13 protein-coding genes are annotated in these 23,787 nt (G+C 69.4%); 5 read left to right on the top strand and 8 right to left on the bottom strand.

The window, feature by feature from the left end:
• The first annotated feature begins 198 nt into the window (after positions 1-198).
• Positions 199-414 (top strand): pentapeptide repeat-containing protein, encoded by a 216-nt coding sequence (locus QSK03_RS33190; protein WP_352232024.1) that lies wholly within the window; start codon positions 199-201, stop codon positions 412-414.
• Between the two features lie 172 nt (positions 415-586).
• Here QSK03_RS33190 and QSK03_RS21870 read toward each other — a convergent pair whose 3' ends face one another.
• Genes QSK03_RS21870 through QSK03_RS21860 form a run of 3 tightly spaced genes read right to left on the bottom strand, consistent with a single transcriptional unit; the run spans position 587 to position 3,987 of the window.
• Positions 587-1,345 carry a hypothetical protein gene (locus tag QSK03_RS21870; RefSeq protein WP_285656633.1) on the bottom strand — a complete coding sequence of 253 codons (759 nt, stop codon included), beginning with the start codon at positions 1,343-1,345 and terminating at the stop codon, positions 587-589.
• Between the two features lie 7 nt (positions 1,346-1,352).
• Entirely contained in the window at positions 1,353-1,871 is a 519-nt protein-coding gene (locus QSK03_RS21865) for a phage tail protein (protein WP_285656630.1), read from the bottom strand.
• A 22-nt stretch (positions 1,872-1,893) separates the two neighbouring features.
• The gene (locus QSK03_RS21860) at positions 1,894-3,987 is read right to left on the bottom strand and encodes a phage tail sheath family protein (protein ID WP_285656627.1); all 2,094 of its coding nucleotides are present in this window, start codon (positions 3,985-3,987) and stop codon (positions 1,894-1,896) included.
• Between the two features lie 314 nt (positions 3,988-4,301).
• Here QSK03_RS21860 and QSK03_RS21855 point away from each other — a divergent pair, with 314 nt between their 5' ends.
• Together QSK03_RS21855 and QSK03_RS21850 are read left to right on the top strand one after the other, a co-directional pair.
• Positions 4,302-5,078: an AfsR/SARP family transcriptional regulator gene (locus QSK03_RS21855; protein ID WP_285656624.1), complete on the top strand. Its 777-nt coding sequence runs from the start codon at positions 4,302-4,304 to the stop codon at positions 5,076-5,078.
• Positions 5,079-7,704: 2,626 nt separating this feature from the next.
• Positions 7,705-9,063, top strand: a complete 1,359-nt coding sequence (locus QSK03_RS21850; RefSeq protein ID WP_285656621.1) for a protein kinase domain-containing protein — start codon at positions 7,705-7,707, stop codon at positions 9,061-9,063.
• A 739-nt stretch (positions 9,064-9,802) separates the two neighbouring features.
• Here QSK03_RS21850 and QSK03_RS21845 read toward each other — a convergent pair.
• Genes QSK03_RS21845 through QSK03_RS21835 form a run of 3 tightly spaced genes read right to left on the bottom strand, consistent with a single transcriptional unit; the run spans position 9,803 to position 13,465 of the window.
• A complete protein-coding gene (locus tag QSK03_RS21845; protein WP_285656618.1) occupies positions 9,803-11,203 on the bottom strand; it encodes a BTAD domain-containing putative transcriptional regulator in 1,401 nt (466 codons plus the stop codon).
• A complete protein-coding gene (locus tag QSK03_RS21840; RefSeq protein WP_285656615.1) occupies positions 11,200-11,976 on the bottom strand; it encodes a hypothetical protein in 777 nt (258 codons plus the stop codon). Before QSK03_RS21840 ends, QSK03_RS21845 begins: the two co-directional genes overlap by 4 nt.
• Positions 11,969-13,465 (bottom strand): serine/threonine-protein kinase, encoded by a 1,497-nt coding sequence (locus QSK03_RS21835; protein ID WP_285656612.1) that lies wholly within the window; start codon positions 13,463-13,465, stop codon positions 11,969-11,971. Before QSK03_RS21835 ends, QSK03_RS21840 begins: the two co-directional genes overlap by 8 nt.
• Positions 13,466-14,542: 1,077 nt before the next feature.
• Here QSK03_RS21835 and QSK03_RS21830 point away from each other — a divergent pair.
• Together QSK03_RS21830 and QSK03_RS21825 are read left to right on the top strand one after the other, a co-directional pair.
• The gene (locus QSK03_RS21830) at positions 14,543-17,320 is read left to right on the top strand and encodes a cysteine peptidase family C39 domain-containing protein (RefSeq protein WP_285656609.1); all 2,778 of its coding nucleotides are present in this window, start codon (positions 14,543-14,545) and stop codon (positions 17,318-17,320) included.
• Positions 17,317-19,422 (top strand): ATP-binding cassette domain-containing protein, encoded by a 2,106-nt coding sequence (locus QSK03_RS21825; protein WP_285656607.1) that lies wholly within the window; start codon positions 17,317-17,319, stop codon positions 19,420-19,422. The genes QSK03_RS21830 and QSK03_RS21825 overlap by 4 nt, the downstream gene beginning before the upstream one ends.
• A 920-nt stretch (positions 19,423-20,342) precedes the next feature.
• Here QSK03_RS21825 and QSK03_RS21820 read toward each other — a convergent pair.
• Both QSK03_RS21820 and QSK03_RS21815 read right to left on the bottom strand, forming a co-directional pair.
• Complete coding sequence (locus QSK03_RS21820) at positions 20,343-21,362, bottom strand: PASTA domain-containing protein (RefSeq protein ID WP_285656606.1); 1,020 nt, start codon at positions 21,360-21,362, stop codon at positions 20,343-20,345.
• A gap of 524 nt (positions 21,363-21,886) precedes the next feature.
• On the bottom strand, positions 21,887-22,798 hold the full coding sequence (locus tag QSK03_RS21815) for a toll/interleukin-1 receptor domain-containing protein (RefSeq protein ID WP_285656605.1): 912 nt from the start codon (positions 22,796-22,798) through the stop codon (positions 21,887-21,889).
• Positions 22,799-23,787 lie beyond the last annotated feature (989 nt).

The raw sequence follows: 23,787 nt of genomic DNA, 5'->3' as shown, positions 1-23,787 counted from the left end.
CCCCCGACCGCACCCGACGTCGTCGCGGCCAGCCCCGCGGCACCGGGACCCGACGTCGATGCGGTCGGGGGGCCGATCGGCTCGACAGACCTCGCCGTCGCCGCGGTTCCCTCGACCCCCGGAAGCCTCTCGGACGAGCCGAGCCGCTGGTCGCCGTCCGCGCCGGGCCCGCCACGACCCACGGCGTAGGGGCCATCGGTGCGAGGAGCATCGGTGCGAGGGGCATCGGTGCGAGGGGCATCGGTGCGAGGGGCATCGGTGCGAGGGGCATCGGTGCGAGGGGCATCGATGCGAGGGGCATCGATGCGAGGGGCATCGATGCGAGGGGCATCGATGCGAGGGGCATCGATGCGAGGGGCATCGATGCGAGGGGCATCGATGCGAGGGGCATCGATGCGAGGGGCATCGGCGTGATCGCCCGTCGGTGCGCCGGGATGCGGCTCGACGTGCTCGCCCCACGTCGCGCCGGCGGCCTCCGTCGTGACCGGCACCGGGGCGCTCCCGGGCTCATAGCGAGCACGACGACGCAGCCCCACCGCCGGCGCGGTGTCCTGGGCGCGGGCCGCCATCTCGGCGAAGAACCCGGTCACGGGACGCCGGCCTCGCCCGCGAGCGCGAGGTACGTCGCCCGGCGCGTCGGGGAGAGCGCGAGCACGGCGTCCTCGCCCCAGCCGAACGCCCGGGCCAGGACGGCGACCTCGGCGAGCAGCCGGCGTGCGTCTGCCGCGGTCTGCTCCCACCACAGCGCCCCGAGGTCGAGGGGCACGACGACGTCGGCGTCGCACGCGGGGCAGGAGGTCCGGATCACCGCGCCCGCCGGGCCCGAGAGCTCGCGGGCGGCGTCGTCGATCCGTCCGAGGTCAGCCGACGTGAGGTGCGCGAGCTGCGCGACGGTGAGCTCGCCGCGGTCAGCGCCACGCAGACAGCGGGCGCGCAGTGCCGCGACCGGGTTCCCCGTGTCGCGACAAGCGAGCAGGTCGCGAGTGGTCGGAGCCCGGACGCTGACCTCGCCGGAGACGGTCGAGACGCTGGCCTCCTCCGCGACGGAGGACGTGTGCGGCACCGCTGCCCACGGCTCGACGTCGAGCGTGATCTCGAGCTCGGCGGCGCAGGCCGCACAGGTGAGGACGACGTCGACGTCGGTCCCGCCGACCCGGGACAGCTCGGCCGCCGACCACGCCGCGCAGACCCCGATCGGGACATCCAGGGCGGCTTCGGCGACGTCGTCGAGATGCGCTAGCAGGACCGCCGGCCTCGCCACCGCCGGCACCACGGCGGCCGCCTCCCACGCCGCCAGGTGGGCTGCGGCGTCGGACGGACCCGCGGAGCGGGGCAGCCGGGTCATCGACGGCTCACGGCTCGAACGTCGGCTCGGCCGGCTCGATCACCGCGACGTCGCGCTCCCAGCCCTCGTTCTCCAGCTTCAGCGACTGGATCGCGGTCGCGTTGGCGTTCGCGTCCAGATCGGGCAGGGCGTGGAACTCCGAGACCCAGCACCGGTAGAGCGTGTAGGACAGCGCGACCTGACCGGCCTCGTTGAGGACCTCCACGATGATGTCCTTGCGGAAGTCGGCGAGCGACGTCTCCGAGCCCACGGCCGCACCCCAGTTCCACACCTTGTTCGCCCACCGCTCGAACTCGGGATCGTGGGTCACCCCGCGCTCGAGGGTGACGGCCTCGTACTCGGTGCGGCCGGGCGACTTGCGGCTGCTGCTGGGATCGCCCCCGTGCCGGTGCCGCACGACCTCCGTGGTGCGTCGCAGGGCGCTGACCTTGCTCACCCCGGCGATGTAGCGCCCATCCCATTTGACCTTGAACTTGAAGTTCTTGTACGGGTCGAAGCGCCGCGCGTTCACCGCGAACTCGGCCATCGGGCATCCCTCCTGTCCGTGTTCAGCTCGCGGCGTCCGCAGTCATCTGCTGGATCCCGACGACCACGAACTCCGCGGGCCGCAGGGGGGCGAAGCCGACCCGGATGTTCACGAGCCCCCGGGCGACGTCGTCCGGCGTGGTCGTGTCCCCGTCACAACGCACGGAGTAGGCCTCACGGGGCCGGCCTCCGGCGAAGGCGCCCTGGCGGAAGAGGTCCTGCATGAACGCGGTCACGCTGGCGCGGATCTGCGACCACAGCGTCGCGGAGTTCGGCTCGAACACGACCCACTGCGTCCCTCGGTGCAGGCTCTCCTCGAGATAGAGGGTGAGACGCCGGACCGGCACGTACTTGTACTCGTCGGCGAGCACATCGGCACCGCGCAGCGTCCGGGCACCCCAGACGACGGGGCCGACCGACGGGAACGTCCGCAGGGCGTTGACCTCCCGTGGCAGCCGTCCGTGCTCGTCGTCGGTGAGCTCGACCGACAGCCCGGAGAGACCGACGAGCCCGGCCTCCTGTCCGGCCGGGGCCTTCCACACGCCCCGGCGGGCGTCGGTGTCGGCGATGGCGCCGGCCACCGCCCCGCACGGCGCGAACTCGCCGGTCGTCCCGTCCCGCAGGGCATCGGCTGCGCGCACCCGCGGGAAGTACAGGGCCGCGTTGCGGCTCGCGGTGCCGACCAGTCCGTGGGTGCGGGCCCAGGAGCCGATGTCGTCGGCGGACCTGCCCGGTGGCGGATCGACGAGCAGGAAGGCCCGGCGTTGCGCGCAGTAGGCCATCGCGTCGGCCCAGACCGTGTCCGGGAGCTCACCGCCCGGCGTCGACGGCGGGAGGCAGAGGAGGGTGAACAGGTCGAACGCTTCGAGCGCGTAGAGACCCCGCTTCTCGGCGAGGAAGCCGGTGCCGGTGTAGGCGTCCGCGGTCAGCTCGGTGCCGTCGCCACCGCCTGTCACCTCGCCCAGCACCCAGGTAGGAGCGGCCGGTCCGGTGGGGGTGGTCGGTGTGCCCGGGCCCGTGGGGGCCGTGCTCGTCCCGCCCGTGGCCAGATCGGACGGGGCGTCCGCGGCGGCGGTCGTCGTCGCGGGAGTCGTCGCGGGAGTCGTCGCGGGAGTCGTCGCGGGAGTCGTCGCGGGAGTCGTCGCGGGAGTCGTCGCGGGAGTCGTCGCGGGAGTAGTGGCGGGACTCGTGGCGGCCGGCGGGCTTGCCGGGAGCGTCGGCGGATTCGGGTGAACCGACTGGAGGCGGATCAGCCTCGAACCCTGCAGCACGAGATCGACCCGGCGCGGTCCATCGACGAACGTGACGTGCGGGTGCGACTCGAGCACCGTGGGCTGGGGCTCGACCCGGGCGTGGTGCTCGTCGACCGGCGAGCCCGCGAGGACGTCGAGATCCCACAGATCGGCGACGGCGACGCTCTGGCCCTCGGCGATCTCCTCGAGCAACGTGAGGGCGGCCAGGTCGACCGCGGCCGCCTCGGCGGCCTCCTCGGCCTCCGCGTGCTTCGCCCGGGCGGCGTCGACCTTCTGGGGCGCCTCGTCGGCCGCTCTGCGCTTGGTCGTCGCGTTGGATTGCTTGTTCTTGTTGGTCGCGGCGGCCGCTTCGGCCTCGCGTGCCGCGTCCTCGGCGTCCCGTGCGTCGGTCTCGGCCTCCTCCAGCTCCCGCCTGGCGATCTCGAGGGCCTCGGCCGCCTCACCGGCGTGGGAGCGAACCGCCTCAGGCGTGACACCGGGCGCCAGGCTCGGACTGGCTCGCACCACGCGACCGTTGGCCCATTCGCCGGGTTCGGTGGCGCGAAAGGTCACCCCGCCCACGACGGCGGTCGCCGTGACCGGCGCGCCGGTCACGGGGTTGCCGAGGCGCACGACGACCGCGTTGCCGCCGCCGTTGCGGTAGTAGTCGCGCACGGCGTAGCCGAGGCCGCTGTCCCGCCACAGCCCACCGAAGACGCGCTCGAACTCACCGAACGAACCGATGGCGACCGGCGTGTCCAGGGGCCCGGTGCGCGCGCGTCCGAGGAAGGCTGCGACGGCGGTCGCGACGCCGGTGATCGCCCGCGACGCGCTGGGGACCTCCTGGACGTACACACCCGGGGCGGACAGCTGCGGCGTGGTCATGAGGCTCCTCGGGCCGGTGGCGCCTGATGTCGGGGCACGCTCGCGGGCCGGCGTCACTCCGTCGTCACCCCGTTGTCAGCGCTACGTCAGCCAGGAGGTAGGCCAACCCGATGAGAGGCCGACACCACGAGGAGATGTGACTGTCAGTGTACAAATGCGACCTTCACGGGGTCGATCGCTTGCGGCATCACTCTTTCGGATGCTGTTCGTCTCGAACTGGCGGGGCATAGTCGAGGTCGATCACGCTCCGCACTCGGGAAGGACGTTAGGAAATGCGTCGATCGGGGGGAGTCGAAAGGACGTCGATCGCGCCAGTGGCTTTCGTCGAGAGCAAGGCGCGGCGACGGGCCCGGCCGCCCACTGACGAACATCGAACCGAGGCCGTCGAGCTGTCGCTGCTCGGCGTCTTCCGTCTGCGAATCGACGGGCGTCCGATCGAGCTTCCCGGGGCTGCGCAGCGACTGCTCGCGGTCCTCGCGCTGCATGGACGCACCAGCCGAGGCCGATTGGCCGGCACACTCTGGCCGGAGGCACCCGAACCGCGCGCCCTGGCCAGCCTGCGCACCGGTATCTGGCGAGTGAACCAGGCTGCGCCTGCGCTGGTGTTCGCGCGCGGGGACGCGATCGAGGTCGACGCCCACGCTTGGGTCGATGTGCGTGAGTTCGTCGACGGCGCCATGGCCGTCCTGCACGACGCTCCCGGGGACCTACCGACCTGGTGGAGTCCCGGGGACGACCTGCTCGTCGACTGGGATGAGCCCTGGCTGGTCCACGAGAGGGAGCGGTTGCACCAGTTGCGCCTGCACCTGCTCGAGACGATCGCAGATCGTTTAGCCGCTCAGGGGCAGTTCGGGCTGGCAATCGAGGCTGCGCTGGCTGCGGTGCGACGCGACGCGTTGCGCGAGAGCGCCCACCGCACCCTGATACGCGCACATCTCGCGGAAGGCAACCTTGGCGAGGCACGGCGCGCCTACCGCAGCTTCGCCCAGTTGCTCGACGAGGAGCTCGGACTCACTCCGACGGCTGAGATCAGCGCCCTGATCGACGACAAAGGTGATGCGGACGAACGAGCACGCATTATGTCCGGCTGAGCGAGTGCTGCCTCGACCCGCTCGGCGACCTCGCAGCACCATTTCTGTCGCTGGCCGCCCTCTAGGCGGCGCTCCACTAGGCGGTCGGGCTGACCGATGTGTGCGCTTCGCCTTCCACTTGGAGCGGGCCTCTCGACGCTCGCGCACGGCCTCGGCGATCGGTGCAGGGTCCGCGAAACGGCGTCGACCGCTTCGATGCCGCGCTCGTCGCCCAGGGTGTGTTCGATGAGCTTGAGCTTCCAGCGGTACTTGAGCAGCGCATAAATGCCGGGGAGGCCACCACCGCCGCTGATTGCGACGAGCCAGGGCGACATGAGTCCAGGTTTCTTCCCTCACCCAGTCCGGCCCACAACCCCGAAGCTCAAGCGGAACCACACGCGTGTCCGTGTGCTCGTCGAGTGCCGTTGGCCGGGGTGCTGGGAAGGTGTGACGAAGCAGTCGCGAACCTGAGAGATGGCGCTGCGATAGACTCCCGACAAGATGACGTTCTATCACACCCTGGCACCAGTACGGCAGTATATCCGGACGCGCTCAAGGCGACCAGGTCGCGCTCGACCGGGAGCGAGATAACGTGAATTCTCTTCGCCTCAGGGGGGGACTACTCTAGGAGGTCTAGGCGATTCTGACGGTGCCGCGCAAGGAGGATCGTCTCAAGGCGACGATCGACTCCGGACACAAGGAGCATCGATCGATCCGCCGTTTCGTAAGTCAATCCGTTCGTCGCGTCGCGCTGCAACGGTACTTGAGCGGCTTCCCCGCAGGCCTGCTGATCGTCGCCGTCGCGGTGTTCTATGTGTCGGTAATGCGTTTCCAAGTCGGCGAGCCTGGAGTCAACCGTCAGCTCGCAACTTGCCTAGGCGCCGGAGCGATCGGCGCCGTAGTGAGCGTTATGGTTCGTCTCACTCGTGGCCAACAGTTAGATATCGACACCGATCAAACCCACCTGATGACCGCGCTTGCAGGCGCATTCCGGCCCATCATCGGCGCGGTACTCGCGGCAGCCCTCTTCACTTTTATACAGGGTGGACTCGTACCAATCGCAGTACCGACCGTCGGCGCCGTAGCCGACGTCGGACTCTTCTTCTGCGCGCTTGCTTTCCTCGCCGGTTTCAGCGAGCGGTGGGCGCAGGACACAATTGTGCACAGCCTTCCCCCCGTCAGGATTGGCCGAGCCAGCAGTTCAAGGGGTTCGCGGATCAAGCTGATTCTACCGAATAGCCGCCGGCTCCGCGCTGCCGAGGACCGCGCCGTCGGCGGCGGGCGACACGCCGACGGGTCCGCCGAGACCGTCGTCCGCCTCGCCCGCTGGTGCGTGAGGTCCCGACGGGACGTCGCCAAGTGGCGCGCCCACGCCCGTGGCGGCGGGCGCGGTGCTGTGGGTGGGGCGGTCGGCCGTCGTCGCGGACCAGCCTCCACGGTCGCCTTGCTCGGCGTGGGCGCCGACGGCCCGCTGACGGACGCCGAGTCGCCCGCGTACCGGGCCATGGCTGCGGCGAGCAGCAGCGACGCCGGGTCCGGGGCGTCGCGCCGGCGGTGGTCGATTTCGGCGAGGTCGGTGCGCTCGCCCCGGGCCGGCGGCGGCTCTGGTTCCGCGAGGCCGCCCGGCGCGCGGGTCTCCCGAGCCTTCTCGTTCGGCGCTGTCCCGATCACCTCGACGGGGGCCCCTCCCAGTGCGCACCAGCGGATGACGACCCGCACCGCGCTCCGATGCCGCGCGACCTGTACCAGCGGGCGCTGCCCCGCCTGAACGAGATGCGCGCCCGGATCGCGGAGATCAAGCGGCCAACGGGGGTCGTAGCCCCAGCAGCCGCGCGCGCTTCGCCACCCGCCGTCACGGCGGGGGCGGGCGGGCTCGCCGAGGAGCTCGGCAAGCTTGCCGCCCTCCGCGACCGAGGGGTCTTGACCGACTCAGAGTTCCAGTGCGCCGAACAGCGGGTCCTTGGCGCGGATAGCGGACGATGGACCTCCGCTGGAGCCAGCACTGATCACGATCCGGCGACATCGCGATGCTTTGAGCACGAGCAGCGACGTGCCTCGGGCTGCCCTTGGGCACGAGTGTTCGCAAGGTCAATCTTCGCGCGTGACACGCCCCTTCAGTGATCGTTCCGACGCCCACGAAACGATCTCTATCTGGGTGCGGGTTAGGGTGCGAACTGGGGTCGCACCCCGCCGCGGGTGCGAGTTCTGCAACGTGCCCCGCCAGCAAAGTCCCTGGTAGCAGGCCCAGTGCCGGCCGTCCGCCGTCCTCCTAAAGCGGGTTGTCGCAGGTTCGAATCCTGCCGGGGGCACCCAGGTCGAGCAGGGCATCTGGTGCCAGCAGTGCGGCGCCGCGCGTATGTAACCGCGTCCTTGGGTGCGGTGCTTGGGTGCGAGAGTCGCGGCGCCGAGCAGTAGACGCGTGACCGGCCTTCCAGCGCGCCGGTGTCCGACACGGCGGTGGGGTTCAGCCCGGGGGGACCGGGTCAGTCCTCGTCCATCAACCAGGCGAAGGTGAGGGCGTCTGTGTCAGCCCCGATGACATCGCCCGTCGGAGGTGGCTCAGGTGCGGCGCGCCTCTCCGGAACACACGACACGGTCGTTTCCGGCTAGTGTTTCGTTCCGTCAGGTGTGAGCGAGAGGTCGCGCCGTGGTCGCGGTCGGAGAACGGTTCGGGCGATACAGGCTCGACGCCCTCCTCGGTCGGGGCAGCTCTGGGGAGGTCTGGCGCGCGGTCGATACAAGCCTGAACGACCGGACGGTCGCCCTGAAGGTGCTCCGGGAGGAGCTGACCGCCGACGACGAGTTCCGTGCCCGGTTCGCCCGCGAAGCGGAGATCGCGTGCCGGTTGAACGAGCCCCACGTGGTCCCGACCCATACCTACGGCGAGATCGACGGGCGCTTGTTCATCGAGATGCAGTTGGTAGACGGGGTCGACCTCGAGAAGGCGATCGCCGGGCGCGGCCTCACGCCGGAGATGAGCGTGAGCGTGGTCGAGCAAGTTGCCGCAGCGTTGGGGGCCGCGCACAGCGCCGGGCTGCTGCACCGCAATGTCAAGCCGGCCAACATCATGCTGGCGCATGCGCGAGGAGGCGGTCTGTCCGGCTTCGCCTACCTCATCGATTTCGGGCTCGGCCACGGTGTGGGCCATCGGGACGACCAGACGGTGGGCTACTTTGCCGCCAAGCTCTACATCGCACCCGAGGAAGTGCAGGACAGGCCGGTAGATCACCGCGCCGACATCTACGAACTGACGTGTGTCCTCTACGAATGTCTCTCCGGTTGCCGGCCTTTCCGCGGCGAGGCAGCCCTGGACGTCGTGCGGGCCCATCTCGATGCGCCTCCGCCGCGTCCGTCCGACACCTCGCCGGCGTTGAGGGCCTTCGACCAGGTCATCGCCCGAGGAATGGCCAAGACGCCGGAGGGTCGATTCCGGTCGGCTCACGACGTGGCCTCCGCGGCCCGCTCGGCACTGCGCGCGCCGACAGCGGCGGTCTTCATCAGCTACCGCCGGTCCGACACCGACCGTGCCGCCGAGCGCCTCGATAACCTCCTCCGGCAGCGGCTCGGTGATCCCCAGGTCTTCCTCGACGTGCGGTCGATCCGACCCGGAGCGGAATTCCGGGACGACCTCAGGAACGCGATCGCGCGCAGCGCCGTGATGCTGGTGATGATCGGGCGCGGATGGCTGCGAGCCGGGCGCAGGGGGCGGCGCCGCCTCGACGACCCTGCCGACCTCGTCCGGATCGAGATCGAACACGGCCTCCGCGCGCGGCTCCTCGTCATCCCGGTGCTAGTCGACGGCGCGGCGATGCCTCGCGCCGACGCCCTTCCCGAAGCGCTCGCTCCGCTGGCGAGCCGGAACGCCTGTCGTCTCGGAGGGCAGTCGTTCGACGACGACACCGCCGACCTCGTCGACTACCTCAACGGTTACCTCGCGTCGATCGCCGCCCGCGCCGCAGGTGTAACGCCCTCCACCATGGAGGCCTGGGGGCAACCGCGGGCATGAGCGTTGACCTCGGCGGCACTAGAGCACCAGGTCCCGGGACACTTTGCGCGGGGTTCAGGGGGACGATCTCCGATGTGACTCCAAGCCGGCGGAACGCTGCCTACTCGTGACGAGCGCAGCCGTAAAGATCAAATCTGGAGCGGGTATATGGCGCGCGGGCCGCGGGGTCAGTGCGGAGTGCGACCCCGCGGCCCTGGCCCGACGTTCTTCAGGCCAGCGATGCTGCACACATCGCGTGGTTCGATCAGGAGCGCCTGAACGGTCCTGCCTTGATCTCGGTCCGCGTGAACATGGTCACCCCCTCTCCCAATAGATCCATAGGGTCCCTCGGTGTCAGGCCGGTCTCGCCGAGGTCTGCCGCTTCCGACGCCTTTAGGAAAGGAGAACGACACTCGGCGGGCGAAAGGTCCCAGCACCTTGCGCTTTCAACCCTCGGGAGACTCGCATCGGTCCGCGTTCACGGCCTTCGCCTCCCTTTGCTTCGCTCGGTCCCGTTGAAGCATTTAGTAGTGGTAGTGCCATCAGCGGAAGTAGATGGCGGAACTGCATGTAGCGTCAGAATCGGCTGATCCTCGGGCCAGCTTTGACGTTCGTCGTTGCGGTCACGATTTCCTCCCCTCGCGTCCACGATCATCTTTCCGAATCCGCTGGTCTCGGCGACGAACAGAACGGTGCCAGAGGTCGCTGAAAGGGCGTTGAAACCACGGTCGGCACGTCGCCGTAGCAGCCGCGACGACGCTCAGGTCTCGAGTCGGAGCAGTCCAAGGGCGCGGGCCCGGTCAAGGAGGAGGTGATCTTGGTCGGGCGTGGGAGTGTCGGCGACGTCGAACTGTCGTCGCAGCCGGGCGAGCGTAGACGAGACCGCCTCGAGGGTCAGTCCGGTGCGGGCCGCCAGTCGCTGGGAGAGCTGGTGTGAGGTCGCCCTGGTGACATCCGATGAAAGCTCGTCTCGTAGCGCTCGGAGTAGGTCTCGGGACGGTTCGTCGACGTCGGCGTGGCGGGGCAGCGACGCGGCGCTGGTCGGGCTCGACTCCCCTACGACGACGGAGAGCTCGGGTGCGGCCTCCCGGAAGATCAAGACCGTTCGCCCGACCCGGATGACCGAGCCGTCGTGAAGCCGACAGCTACCCTCGACGCGGTCGCCATTGACGAACGTCCCATTGTGGGACGGCCCGTCGTCGACGAGGCCCCAACCGTCGACGCCCGGCTCGAGTCGCGCGTGGCTGCGGGAGACCTGGGAGTCACCGGCGAGGCAGATGTCGTTGGTCGAGCGCCGGCCGATGGTCACCGTCCGTGCCGGGTCGAGCGTCATCTGTCGGGTCTGCCCGTCGCTGTCCCGGAAGTCGACGGTCGCTCCATCCTTGGCGGGGAGAACCACGGCATCGATGACGTCGCCGTGCAGGATCGCCTGGTGCAGGTGGTTCAGGCGCTCACCGGGGTCAACGCCGAGCTCGTCGTGGAGCACGGCGCGGGCCCGCCGATAGACCTCGAGAGCATCGGCCTGGCGCTCAGCGGCATAGAGCGCGGTCATCAGCTGGGCATGGAACCGCTCGCGCAACGGATGCTGGTCGACAAGGCGTGTCAGGCGAGGGATGGCCGAGCCATGCCGTCCAAGGGCCATCTCGGCCTCGAGGCTCGCTTCGATAGCGGCGAGCCGGCTTTCCTCGATTGCCGGGATCTCTGTGGCCGCGAACGGCTGGTCGCCGAGATCTCCCAGCGCCGGGCCTCGCCACCGGCTCAGAGCCCGCTCGAACAACGCCGATGCCTCCGCATGGCGGTGGCGCTGGAGCAGGGCGTGAGCATCGGCAACCTCGGTGAGAAACATTTGCAGATCCAGAGGGTGCGCGCCGAGCTCGAGAACGTAGCCGCCACCTCGGGTACGGATCAGCTCGCGATCACGAGCGGGACGGTCGGGTTCGAGGGTGCGAGCCAACGTCGAGACGTACACCTGCACCGTGTTCTCCGCCGTGTCGGGCGGGCGCTCGCCCCAGATGCCGTCGACGAGCTCGTGTACGGCGACGACCCGACCGGCGTTGAGCAGCAGCATCGCCAGCACCGACCGTTGCTTGGGGCCGCGCAGGTTCAGGCTCTCCCCCTCGCGCACGACCTCGAGCTGCCCGAGGACGCGGAACTCGATCATCGAGGTGAGCGCGCCGGGCCGTGCACGAGCAGGCACACGCTCGCCGCGACATTCCAGATCAGGAACCCGGCGAAGGCGAGGTTCCGCCCGTCGGGGAACAGCACCTCACCCGCCAGCAGCTGCGAGCCAGAGAGTCCCGCGAGGAGTACCCCCAACGGGAGCGAGGCCCAGCCGAGCCAACGCGGAAGGCTACGACCAGCCAGAATGGCCAACCCCGCCAGCGCCACCTCGACTCCGGCCAGGACCAAACTCACCGCATCAGCGAACTGGGAGAGGTCGTCGAGGGCCTGCATGTCGGAGCCAGAGACGGTCATGACTACGGGAGCGGTGAACACTGCCAGCGAGGCGAGCGCCAACAACGAACCCAAGGCGCCGGCTGCGACCAGCACGAACGCGCGGACTCCGCCCGCTGGAGCGACGACCCGGGCCAGCACGACGAGAAACGCGAATTGGAACACGATCCCGACGGAATTGACCAACGTGAGGCGCAGCTGCGCACCCCCGGCGATCGCGAAGAACCGCTCCCACTCCGACGGGGTGGGATGCACCGGGTCGTCCATCTCGACCAGCGGGAACGGCAGAAAGTTGGTGGCGAGGACACTCGCCGCCAGGATCAATCCGCCTGCCGCGGGAATGAGGAACCCAAGGCCGCCACCGCCCGAGGTCAGTCTGGCGGGCGGTTGCTCCTCTCCGGACGTCGCGCCACCGGTGTCCGGAGCAGGCCAACGGCCGCCGGAGGTCTCCGTGGCCGCGTCGTCTCTCGACTCAGACATCAGCCAGCTCCCGCGAGCGGACCAGTTCGGCGACGGACACACTCGCCACCCAGACGACCAGCAGGACGGTCCCAGCACGCCCCGCAGCGAACAGCCGTGGCTCCATCACGGCTTCGACGAGCAGCCCGCACGCCACGACAGCGGCCCCAACGGACAGCACCCGCGAGGTCGTGGCCCGCACGAGCAGGACCATGACGGCCGCGAGCGCGACCGCGGCCGCGGCGTGCACGTGACCGGCGACGACCCAGAATCCGGCGGCGAGATCGCCGCGCCCGCGGGCCGCGAGCCCGAAGCTCGGGGCGACCTCGGCGATGAGCGCGACGGCCTCCAGACCGAAGGCCAACCCACCGAGGGTGCGCACGGCGCGCGCTCCTCGCGTCGACAGGCGGCCTGCGATACCTGCGGTGTCCAGCGTCCACAGGAACGCGAGCAGCGCACCAGCGGCGACGATGGCGGTTCCTGCTTGGGCGAGGGCCAAGCCTCGCTCCTGGGTGAAGAACGCCATCAAGCCCGCCGCGCTCGGGTTCGCGGTGACGTTCACCGACTGCGGAATGGGAAGGGAGGCCTGCACGGTCACGCCGGCGGCGTAGGTCAGGCCGCACAGTGCCGCGATGGACGTGCGTGCCTTCGGGGCGCACGGCCGTGCGGCCGAGATGGCCGCGGTGGCGGGGAGTCGGGGCGGGCCGTCGCCTGCGAGTGCGGCGGTGAGGGCGGCGGACAGGTCGCCGGCCGAGGCGTAGCGCTGCTCTGAAGTCTTCGCCATCCCGCGGCCGATGACCTCATCGACAACGGCGGGCAGGTCGGGGTTGACCGATCGGGCCGACGGCGGCGGATCGCTCACGTGGGCCCACAACACAGCGAGGTCGTTGTCCCGCACGAACGGGCGACGACCGGTGAGCAGCTCGAAAGCAGTGCACGCCAGGGCGTACACGTCGGCGCCCGCGTCGATGTCGTCGCCCTTGATCTGTTCGGGCGCGATGTAGTGCACCGTGCCCGCCCATCCAGAGTTCACGCTGCTGTGCGAGCCGCTGCGGCGGGCCAGCCCGAAATCGGTGAGGTAGGCCCGGTCGAGTTCGGCGTCGAGCAGAATGTTCGCTGGCTTCACATCACGGTGCACCAGACCGGCACCGTGGGCAGCGTCGAGTGCGGCCGCGACGTCCGCGACCACCCGTAGCGCACGGTCGGGCCCTATCGCTCCGCCGCGGCGCAACTCGGCGGCGGCGTCCGAACCGTGGACGTACCGCATCGCCAGGTAGAGCTCGCCGTCGATCTCCCCGGCGTCGTGGACCGGCAGGATGTTGGGGTGCTCGACCGCGGCCGCGGCGAGCGCCTCCCGCGCGAAACGCTCGCGGAATCCCGGATCGTCCACGAGTCCCGCGGAGATCACTTTGATCGCGACCGGACGGCCGAGAGCCACCTGCTCCCCGCGGTAGACCGTGCCCATCCCACCCCGGCCGATCACGCCGTCGAGGCGGTATCCGCCCAGCACGCGGCCTGTGGTCGCCCCCATAACGCGTGATCGTAGCGACGACATCGGCTATACGGGAGCAGTCGCCGGAACCGCTCTGACGGTGATCAACCGGACACGTTGCGTGCGCCCACGATCTCGGCCTGACCCTCCCCGATCGATTTCAGCAGAGCTTCAACGCGGCCAGACACAGTTCTGCCCGTCCAGGGAGATCAGCTCCCAAGTGACCGAGATGGAGGAGGTGATGGATGTGACCACGCTGACGAACGTGCAGGCCGGCGGCCGAAAGAGCGCCTGACGGCGGTCCGCGATCCGATGATTAAGGGAGGAGACGGCGTGACAAGGCTGACGAACGTGCGGGCCGGTGGCCGATACACCGCCTGAGATGGGTCCGATCCGACGAGGGAGACGAGAGGTGGTGAATGGCGTGACGACTCGGACGAGCGTCTGTGCCGGCGGGCGACGTGTCGGCTCCTGAATAGGAAAGTCCTGACGTCGGCTCCGCGAAGCGCCGCTCGCCGCAGCACAACCGGACCGTCAGTTATCTAGGAACGAATTGCTTAGGGAGGGAGGGAAGACGTGACGACCCAGACGAATGTGCAGGCCGGCGGCAGGCGGGCCCCGTAAAGCACAGGAGCTTGAGCATCATACTTCGCGCAGGGAAGGAGGTGAAGGTCATGACGACCCAGACGAACGTGCAGGCCGGCGGCAGACGGTCCCCGTAAAGCCCCGGAGCTCGAGCGCCAGATCCTGCAGGAACGGGAGGTGATGGATGTGACTGCGCAGACGAACGTGCAGGTCGGCGGGAGGCGGTTCCCGTAGAGATGAGGGCTTGAGCGTCAGGTCTAACCCGGGAAAGGAGGTGGATGGCGTGACGACCCGGACGGACGTGCTGGCCGGCGGTAAGCGATTCCCGTGAGAATCGGCTGCGTATGGCGAATTATCGAGCGGTTGACGAAGTGGGCGGCAAGGCGGAACAGACGGCCCTTCAGGTCGACTGTCGACAGTGCCTTGAGCGAACCGCCGTTGTCCGCAGCGAACCACGACGGCGCTGAAGGGAGGTGAGCATGGTGGAGTCACAGACGAACGTGCAGGCCGGTGGCCGACGTCTTCCGCAGGCCGACGGGCGGGGCCAGGATGCGTGAGCGTTGTCGTCGTCCCGATCTGTACCCGGTGGGGCGGTTATGCAAGATTCCCCGTCGAGGACACCGGTGTCGGGGCCGGTGCCCACGGATGGGGAAGGGAAATTCGTCGCGGGCGGGGGGCGTGATGGCGCGAGTACCGGAAGTCGTTCAGCTCTCGGCGATGGACTGCGGTCCAGCGGCCGCGGCAGCGTTGTTGCGTGGCTGTGGCGCCGAGGTCGATGTGGAGACCTTGCGGGCGCGGTGTGCGACCGATGTGGACGGCACGTCTATCGACGCGCTCGAGCTGGTGATCGGTGAGCTGGGGTTGCCGTGCGAGCAGGTGGTGGTCCCGGTCGATCACCTGGTACGCGCGGCGGCGGCGGTGCTGCCCGCCGTGGTGGTCGTGGAGCTGCCGGACGGAGCGACCCATTTCGTTGTGATTTGGCGGCGGCTCTCGCGGGGCCGGCTGGAGATCATGGACCCCGCGCAGGGCCGTCGTGTCGTGGCCGAGAAGCAGTTCGTCTCGCAGGTCTACCGGCACCGCCTCTCGGTGCCCCTCGAGGCGTGGTTCGCCTGGGCCAGCGGCGAGCAGGGACGTGGCGCGCTGCTCGAGCGTTTGGTCGGGATCGGCGTCGACGAGCTCGCAGCGAACGCCACCGTGTCCGCGGCGGTCGCCAGCGGTCCGGACGATCTGTCGACGCTGGACGCCGCGGTGCGGGTGGCCGCGCGGCTGCGCGAGGCCAGCGCGCTGCCGGCGGCCAAGGTCGGTGCGTTCGTCGACCGTCTAGCCGCGCATCCCGAGGACCTCGATGACGAGGACCGCTCCATGCGTCGGCTGCCTCCTGCCCCGGACGGCGATGATGAGGAGGAGCTCGTCGAGTTCCGCGGCGGGGTCGCCGTGCGAGTCACCGGGGCCTACGTCTCCACAGCGAGTCCGGCACGACACGGGGAGACGGGCGCCACGACGCCAGGTACGGAGGCGCCGGCCCGGTCCGGTCCGTGGCGGGCGGCGCTGTCGATGCTGTGGCCGTGGCGCTCGCTGCGCTGGGCGCTGGCCGCTGCGGTGCTCGCCGGGGCGGGCGTGGTCGGTGAGGCGCTCGCGCTGCGCGATGTCGTGGCCGGCAGCGGTCGCGGATTCTGGCTCGCCGTCGCGGTGGTGCTCGGTGAGGTCCTGGTTGGGTGGGCCGGCGCGGCCGCGGCTCGCAGGGCGGGTCGCGGGCTGGAGCAGGACCTGCGGGCCCGGTGGTCGCAGCGGTTGGGGGCGGTGGCGCCGTGGTGGGTCGCGACCCGTCCCGCGTCGGATCTGGTGGAGCGGGTGCACGGGCTGCACCGGGCCCGGAATCTGCCGTGGCTGCTCTGCGTCGCGGCGCGCGCTGCGGCCACCGGCTTGACCGCGGTGGTGGCGGTGCTGTGGCTGATACCTCAGGCGGTGCCGGCGCTCGCGGGGCTGGTAGCGCTGCCGGTGCTGGGGGTTCGCTGGGGCTGGTCGCGGGTCGCCGAGCTCGACCTGCGGTCGCGCACTATCGCCGGGGTCCTGAGCCGCTACCTGCTCGACGGACTGCTGGGACTCTCCACCCTGGCCCACCACGACGCTCGAACGGCGCTGCGCTGGGAACAGGGCCGATCACTGGCCCAATGGCAGACCGCGTCGACGTCACGGGTCCGCGCGAGCGCGCTGCTCGAAGCGGCGATCGGGCTGGCGGTGCTGCTGCCGGCCGCGGCCGCGCTGGGCTGGGTCGCCACGATGTCCGCGCCCGTGGCGACGAAGCTGATGCTGCTGCTGCTGATCCTCTCGGTGCCGGTGGCCATCGATGAGATCATCACCGTCGGGCGGCTGCTGCCCGATGCCCGCAATCGCCTGCTGCGCTTCCGGGACCTGCTCGACGCCACCACCGAGTCCACGCCGACGTCACCGGTCACCGGCGAGGGGCCGATGCCGGTGTACTGCGATCAGGTGTCGGTACAACGGGGTGGCACCGTCGTGATCGACCAGCTGACCCTGGATGTGCCGGCGGAACAACGGGTCGCAGTGCTCGGCCGCTCCGGGTCGGCGAAATCGACGCTGCTCGACGCCGTGGTCGGACTCGCCGAGCTCGTCGCCGGGGCAGTGCACGTTGGTCCGACACGGGTGGCCGACGATCCCGCGGCGGTGCGGCGACGGGCGGTGTGGCTGACCGGACGGACCGACCTGTGGGACCGCGATCCCGACACCAACATCAGCCTTCCCCGACCACCTTCGCGCGAGATCATCGACGCGGAAGCCGCACGAGTCGGAGCCGACAAAGTCCTGAGCCGACTCGCCGACGCCCGCGACCGCCCCGTCGGCCCCGGTGGGCGACGCCTCTCCGGCGGCGAGGGCCAGCTGCTGCGCGCCGCGCGGACCGTGGTCGAGCCGGAACCAGGCCACCCCGTCTCCCGACCGGGCGCACGAACAGATGTAGGCCTGGTTATCGCCGACGAGGCCACGCGCGGTCTCGACGCCCCCGCCCGCGAACGTCTGCTGAGTGGCCTGCTCGAAGCACATCCGCGCGCGACCGTGCTGTGGGCGACCCACGACCCCACCGAGGCCCGACGCTTCGACCGGGTCGTGGTGATGGAAGCCGGGCGGATCATCGAGGACGGCACCCCCGACGAGCTCGCCGCACGCCCCGACGGGCACTTCGCCGCCCTCCTCTGCGCCCACCACGACGCCGCACACCCGCCGGGATGGCGACGAGCCGACCTTGAGGCCGCTATCGGGAGCACCCCATGAGCCGCGACAACGTGCGCGACGGGCACTCCGGCACTGGGTGGCTCTGGCCGGTCGCGTGCTTCGCCGAGGCCCTCGCCGCGCTCATCGGAGCAGCGCCACCACCGGTCACCGACGGCTCGGGCGGGCAGCGGGAACGCCGGGAAGAGGCCGCCGACGGGTACCGGGCCCTGGTCGCGGCCGCATCCGCGGCCGGATACGAGGCGGTGCCGGTGGCGTGGGCCGGCCGACCGAACGCCGCGCTGATCGAGCAGCTCAGCCCCGGATGGTGCGTGCGGGGCGACGAGGTGCTCATGGTGCGCCGCACCGTCGCGGGGTGGGCACAGCTGATCACGCCCACCGGGCGGCGCTGGGCCCGATCGAGCTGGGTCGCGAGCCTGCTCGAGCGCGCCGGTGAAGGTCGCAGCCCTATCTTGGCTTACCCCGAGCTTCGCGCCCATCGCGACCGCGCCGCCACCGCGCTGAGTTCGGGGCGGCCGCTGTCCGACGGCGCCGCGGTGCGACTACGCCCCGGCCCCGCTGCTTCTGTCGCCCGGCACCTGCGCGCCGAAGGCGCCGTGCTGCCGACGCTGGCGACGGTGCTGCTCGTCGTCATGGGCTACCTGCTGCTCGGGGGGTACTGGGCCTGGGCTGGCGACCATCTCCTCGCCGGTGGCGAGGACCTGGGCTGGCTCGGTGTGTGGGTCGCGCTCGCAGCAGCGGGCGTCGCGTCCCGCGCCGTGGCCCAGCTCGCGCTCGGGGTGCTGACCGTGCGGGTCAGCGGTTGGGCCAAGCGCCGGGTCATTGCCCGCGCCGTGCGGCTAGACCCCGAGGACGTCTATGAAGCCGGACCTGGCTGGGTGCTGGGCCGAACCTTCGATGTCGATGCCGCCGAGAGCGGCCTGGCCGGTGGCGGCGCAGCCGCCGGTCTCGGGCTCGCGCAACTGCTCCTCGGCGCGGTCGGGCTGCTGCTCGTCACCGACGGGCAGTTCCTGCTCGCCACCCTGCTCCTCTTCGCTGCCGTGACTCTCGCGCTCGGTGTGCGGTTTCTCCGTCTCAAGCAGGTCTGGACCGACGCGCGGCACACCGCGAGCACCCGGCTCACCGAAGAACTCCTCGCGCACCCCTCACGGCTGGTGCAAGGACGCCCCGCCGGCGACGACTCCGCCGGCGACGACGAGCTGGACGAGATCGCGCGCACCGCCCGCGGCTGCGACCGGCTCGGCGCATGGCTCATCGGCGCCACCGCCCCGGCCTGGCTCCTCCTCGCCCTGCTGGTCCTCGCTGCTGCCTGGCTCGACGCGTTCCCCGGCCCCGGCGCGGCCGCCGCCACCCTCGGAATCGTCCTGCTCGTCGCCTCGGGTTTCGAATCGCTGGCCGTTGCCGCCGACGACCTCACCGACGGCGCGGTCGCCCTCACCCGGGCGCGCACCCTGCTCGCTCCGGACACCGCTGCCGCCGACACGTCCACGACCGACAGGACCACCACGGCGAGACGCACCCTCGAACCCCCCGGTACGGAGTACCCCGGCTCGCCAAGCGAGGGCGAGCCTGCCGTCGAGATCGACGCGGCCGACGTCACCGTCACCTACCCGAGCCGGCAGACCCCCAGCCTGACCGCCTTCACCCAAGTCATCCGTGCTGAGGAGAAGGTGCTGCTCTCCGGTCCCTCGGGCAGCGGAAAAAGCACAGCCATCGCCGCCCTCGCCGGCATGATCAACCCCTCGACGGGCACGATTCTGCGATTCGGCTCAACCGTGGCCGTACCCCAACATCACCGCAACCACATGTTTTCCGGCACGCTGCTGTTCAACCTGCTCCTCGGTCGAGGCTGGCCCCCAACCCTGGACGACATGGCCGAGGCGGAACGCATGTGCCGTGCCCTTGAATTGGGCGCACTGCTCGACCGCATGCCCGGCGGACTCAATCAGCACGTCGGCGAAACCGGATGGCAGCTCTCCGACGGCGAACGCACCCGCGTCTACGCTGCCCGCGCCCTACTGCAACGCCCTGCAGTCGTCCTGCTCGACGAGACCCTCTCCGCCCTCGACCCGCTCACCGCTGCGGCGTGCCGCGACACAATCGCCACCCAGGCCCGCGCGGTGCTCCTCACCCACCATCCGTGATTACAACGAGATCCAACTCAGAAGTCAGCCGTCGGCCTTGCCTCTACTCAAAGGGGCGAAGCGGCTAATCGAGCCCGCAAGAGGAAGGGCGGGCAGCATCGCTGCCCGCCCTTCTGCAGAATAATCGCCTTGCTACGGTCTCACCGACGGCAAGGGCCAGCCTTGATGGTGGTCTTCGTGCTCACGCGATACACCCCCTCGTGCGCGCGCCGGAATCGATCGTCCAGAGAGATCAGCGACGGAACACGCCAGCGCTGATCGTTTCCTTAGTCTCCAGCGAGGACACCGCCCCGCCCCTGGAAGCGCTTCCCGCCGCCCTACACGAACGGCGTTGCTCCCTATCTCGCACCGAGCGCCGCAAGTGTTACGCCTACGACGACCTCCAGTCGAACCGACAGCCGAAGGGGTTGTCCCCCCCTCGGAGGGGGTGGGCGCAGGAGTCACGGGTGGTGCGAGTCGACCTGAATCGCCCCGACGAGTCCGGAGAGCTGCGCTCTTCGCGTCGGCTACAACGCGAGGACCGCGGCCAGTCGAGGGTGCGCGATCCTCATGAACCCCGACAGAAGATGATCTCTGTCTGGGAGCGGGTTTGTGTGCGAACTCAGATCGGGCCGTTCTCGGGCGCGAGTTCTGCGGCATCCAACGCCGGCAAACTCCCTGGCAGCAGGTCCAATACTCCCGATCCGCTGTCCTCCTTGAAGCGGGTTGTCGCAGGTTCGGATCCTGCCGGAGCATCCAGGTCGAGCAGGGCATCTGATGCCTCTAGAGCCGAGCCGCACGCAAACATCTGCGGACTTGGGCGCGGACTTGGGTGCGAGATCGCAGCCCCGAGCGATCGAGGCGTGACTGGCCCTCCAGCGCGTCGGTGTCCGACACGTCGGGTGGTTCATACCGCTGGTGCGCAGGTCACACTTCACCTTCTATGGTCCGTTACTGCCGACGACGACCTGGATAGTGCCACCGGCGTCTACCGTGGTGCCTGCCCCGGGGTTCTGACTCAGGATCACACCGACTTGGGAAGTGTCGGGAACCTGCCGCGGAGTCTGGGTAAGCGTGCCAGTGAAGCCCGCTTGCGACAGGACCGATGCGGCTCGAGCCGGCGTCATCATAATGAGTGAAGGTACTTGAATTCGATTGCCGCGTGAGACTTGCAGGATCACCGTCGAGCCCCGCGATACGGCTGCACCCGGTCCAGGCGAGGTGCCAGTCACTGTTTCTGCGGGCGCGCCGCCATCGACTTCGGACGTTGCGACTCGCAGGCCTAGGGCCCCGAGTGTAGTCGTAGCAACTTGGCGGTTCTGACCGGTGAGGTCGGGCACGTGAACGGTCTCGTGCGAATCATTCGCCACGCTCTCCGTCGGCGTCGACCCCGCCGCAGGTAACGTTCCGGGCGCGGGCGACTCGAAGCTCGATCGGGCGAGGGCCAGCCCGCTGGCAGCCAGCACAGCAGCAAGCACCCCAGCCACGATCAAGGCTGCACGACGTCGTAACGAGAACAAGGGAGACGCCGGCGACGGCTCCGGCGGCGGAGGGGCGGGTGGCAACGGATTCGGAAGAGGAGAGCGATATCCATCGAACCGGCGCACCGCGGTCGCAAGGCGGACACCGCCCGTCGTGGTACCAGCACGGTAGTCAACGATCTGGAGCTCACCGACGACGCGCGGGAGGTCGACCGCCTCACCCACCTGCACCGGAAGAATCGGCCGCCTTGTGGCCAACGCGTAGTTGAATTCGGCGCGACAGGCCGGCGACGCTAGCGAAGCCTCTGAGAGGGCAAAGACAAATAGATCCGCGACCCTGATATTACGAAGAATTTCCTGCCACCACGCCTGACCACCCGCGATTTGCTGATCAAGCCAGACGTCACCGAGCTGGCGTAGGTCCACCACAAGAGCTTGGACCGAGGTCTCGTCCGCACGAGCGTAGCTGAGGAAGAACACGTCCGGCCTCCCGCTCTGTGGAGCTCGGAGAAGGGTAGCAGCGGGTAATCAGAGGGCGGGCAGCATTGGACTGAACAGTCCAGAGCGCTGCCTCGAGGGACTGCGTGTGGGAGTCGAACAGACCGACGTTCGGGCCGAGCGAGCACTCTCGGCTCACACCTGGATCGGCACAGTAGCCAATGACACTGCCATCCAGGGCGCGCGGCCAGCAATCTCGGCTCGCAGGGCGAACTCGCTGGAGCACTTGGGTGCGGTAGGCCTCTTCAACATCGGATTCGAGAATGCGCTACTGAGGTCAGTCTAGTAAAGCGGATCGGTGGGAGCCCGCTCCAGACTTCAGATACCCTCGAAACAACGAGCCTTGAGGCCGTTTGCGGGAGGACCCAAGTCAAATTCACGTCACGGTAAGAACTGACGCTTCCGAGGCAGCCAGCAGTGCTTCTATTCTGCGGGTTTTGGCCAACGGGCCCGACAACCGATGCGATGACCGCCACGATTTCGGCCAATGCTGTGGCGAACTAGGATCACGATACCCGGTCGGCGTCGATTAGCCAGCTACCGTCGGCGCTTCGGATCATGTGGAGCTCGTGGGTCTCCCGTACGCGATCGCGACCTGCCGCCGAGAAGTCCACCGTGGCCGACACCGTGTTCCCATCAATGACGTTGGCGTTGACGACTACCGCAGACGTGACCGTCGACCAGAACGACTGGTACATCGAGAACCCGCCCGTCTGTGCCTGCAGGCTAGGACTGAGGCGAGCCCAGCCCGCAGCTGGGTTGACGGTAACCACTCCATAGTAGTCACGGACCGCCGCCAACATCGCCGCGCGGGGCTCGCTGGCGTCTCCGCCCGGGTCGGAGCTGCTGACTGGGACACCCGTCGGGTTAGTGCTCGAGGAGGAGAGCAGGCTCACGCCAAGCGTACCGCCAACCAGCAGCACGAAGAGCAACACGAGAGCTACACCCGTTGCTCGGCCACGTCGTGAGAGCGACGGCGTGTGGACCGGCCGAGGCTCCGGTGGCTGGGGTTCGGGGGGCAACGGGCTGGGAAGTGGCGGGCGTTGCCTGTCCAAGGCGCGCACCGCGGTCGCGAGGCGGATCCCCCCAGTTGTGGTGCCGACGGAATAATCCACGATCTGAAACTGACCGATATGGCGTGGGACAGACGCGACTTTGCCCACCTGCACCGGTAGGATCGGGCGGCGGGTGGCATACGCGTAGTTGAATTCAGCTCGGCAAGCCTCCGAACTCAGCGAAGCCTCCGAGAGCGCGAAAACAAAGAGGTCACACACTCGAATCTGGCCCAAAATCTCCCGCCACCACGCCTGCCCGCCTGCGATCTGATGGTCGCGCCACACATCACCGAGCTGGCGCAGATCCTCGACAAGGGCCCGTACCGAGGGCTCGTCCGCTCGGGCGTAGCTGAGGAAGAACACGTCGACCTCCTCGCCATTTAAGCCCGGAACGAATGTAGCAGAGAGTGACAGTCGCAGCGGTGATTATCTTCCCACGAGACTAGAGTGAGTAGATACCTGAACTCTGCAACGAAACGCGCGCCATCCGAGGATGCGCCGGGAGTAGGCGTCGAAGACGAAAACGACGTCGACCATCCCCGACAAGGTCGCCGGTTAGGTGGGGTCGGCGACCCAGAGCCAGTCGGGTACCGTCGGGTTGAACTCGCGTCCGACTAGGTCCCGAGCCTGCTGACCACACGCGGGGATAGTGGCACGCACGCGGCGCTCGGTGGACACCTCCACCTCGCGAGTGCACAAGCACGGCGCCACCGCCGCACGACTCGCTGCGGGGTCTTCCTGGATCCCCGCGAGCCCTCGAGCTACACAGGGGGCGAGACCGAATCACAAGAAACGATCACACCGGGTCAGTGACCGGCGCGAGCGGCGGCGCCAGCTCGGGCCGTGACGGCCCGATCAACGTCGCACTGACGGGCCCGGCGACCACGGGATCGGTCGCTCCCGCGGCGGGCTGACCACCAAGACGGACGCCTTGGACGCCTTGGACGCCTTGGACGCCTTGGACAGCGGGTGCGGCCGACCGCTGGTGATCGCGGTGACCCCGGCCAGGCCGGGGACTCCCCCGCAGCTGATTCGGCTGCTCGACGAGCTCGCCGTGGACCGGCTCGGTCCACGTTAGGAAGCGAGAAGCGCGATCGACACCGACATCACCCACTCAGCCCAACCCATGAGCAGCATCCAGTTGTTCATGGGGACCAGCATTCGATCTCGATCGGGGTGCGAGTTTGGGTGCGAACTTCGGTCGAGCGCGGCCGTAGGTGCGAGTTCTGCGACCATCGACGCCAGCAAAGCGCCTGGTAGCAGACCCAGTACCCGTGGTTCGCCGTCCTCCTAAAGCGGGTGTCGCAGGTTCGAATCCTGCCGGGGGCGCACGTCGGATCTCCACGTTCACC

The sequence above is a fragment of the Actinomycetospora sp. NBRC 106375 genome (assembly GCF_030269665.1).
Lineage (GTDB): Bacteria > Actinomycetota > Actinomycetes > Mycobacteriales > Pseudonocardiaceae > Actinomycetospora.
The sequence above is the reverse complement of the archived record's forward strand: the minus strand, read 5'-3'. Positions and strand labels throughout refer to the sequence as shown.

Excerpts from the sequence above, each read along its gene's own strand:
- QSK03_RS21870 (WP_285656633.1), bottom strand. The coding sequence starts at position 1,345 with ATGACCCGGCTGCCCCGCTCCGCGGGTCCGTCCGACGCCGCAGCCCAC.
- QSK03_RS21825 (WP_285656607.1), top strand. The coding sequence starts at position 17,317 with ATGAGCCGCGACAACGTGCGCGACGGGCACTCCGGCACTGGGTGGCTC.
- QSK03_RS21860 (WP_285656627.1), bottom strand. The coding sequence starts at position 3,987 with ATGACCACGCCGCAGCTGTCCGCCCCGGGTGTGTACGTCCAGGAGGTC.
- QSK03_RS21845 (WP_285656618.1), bottom strand. The coding sequence starts at position 11,203 with ATGATCGAGTTCCGCGTCCTCGGGCAGCTCGAGGTCGTGCGCGAGGGG.
- QSK03_RS21840 (WP_285656615.1), bottom strand. The coding sequence starts at position 11,976 with ATGTCTGAGTCGAGAGACGACGCGGCCACGGAGACCTCCGGCGGCCGT.
- QSK03_RS21865 (WP_285656630.1), bottom strand. The coding sequence starts at position 1,871 with ATGGCCGAGTTCGCGGTGAACGCGCGGCGCTTCGACCCGTACAAGAAC.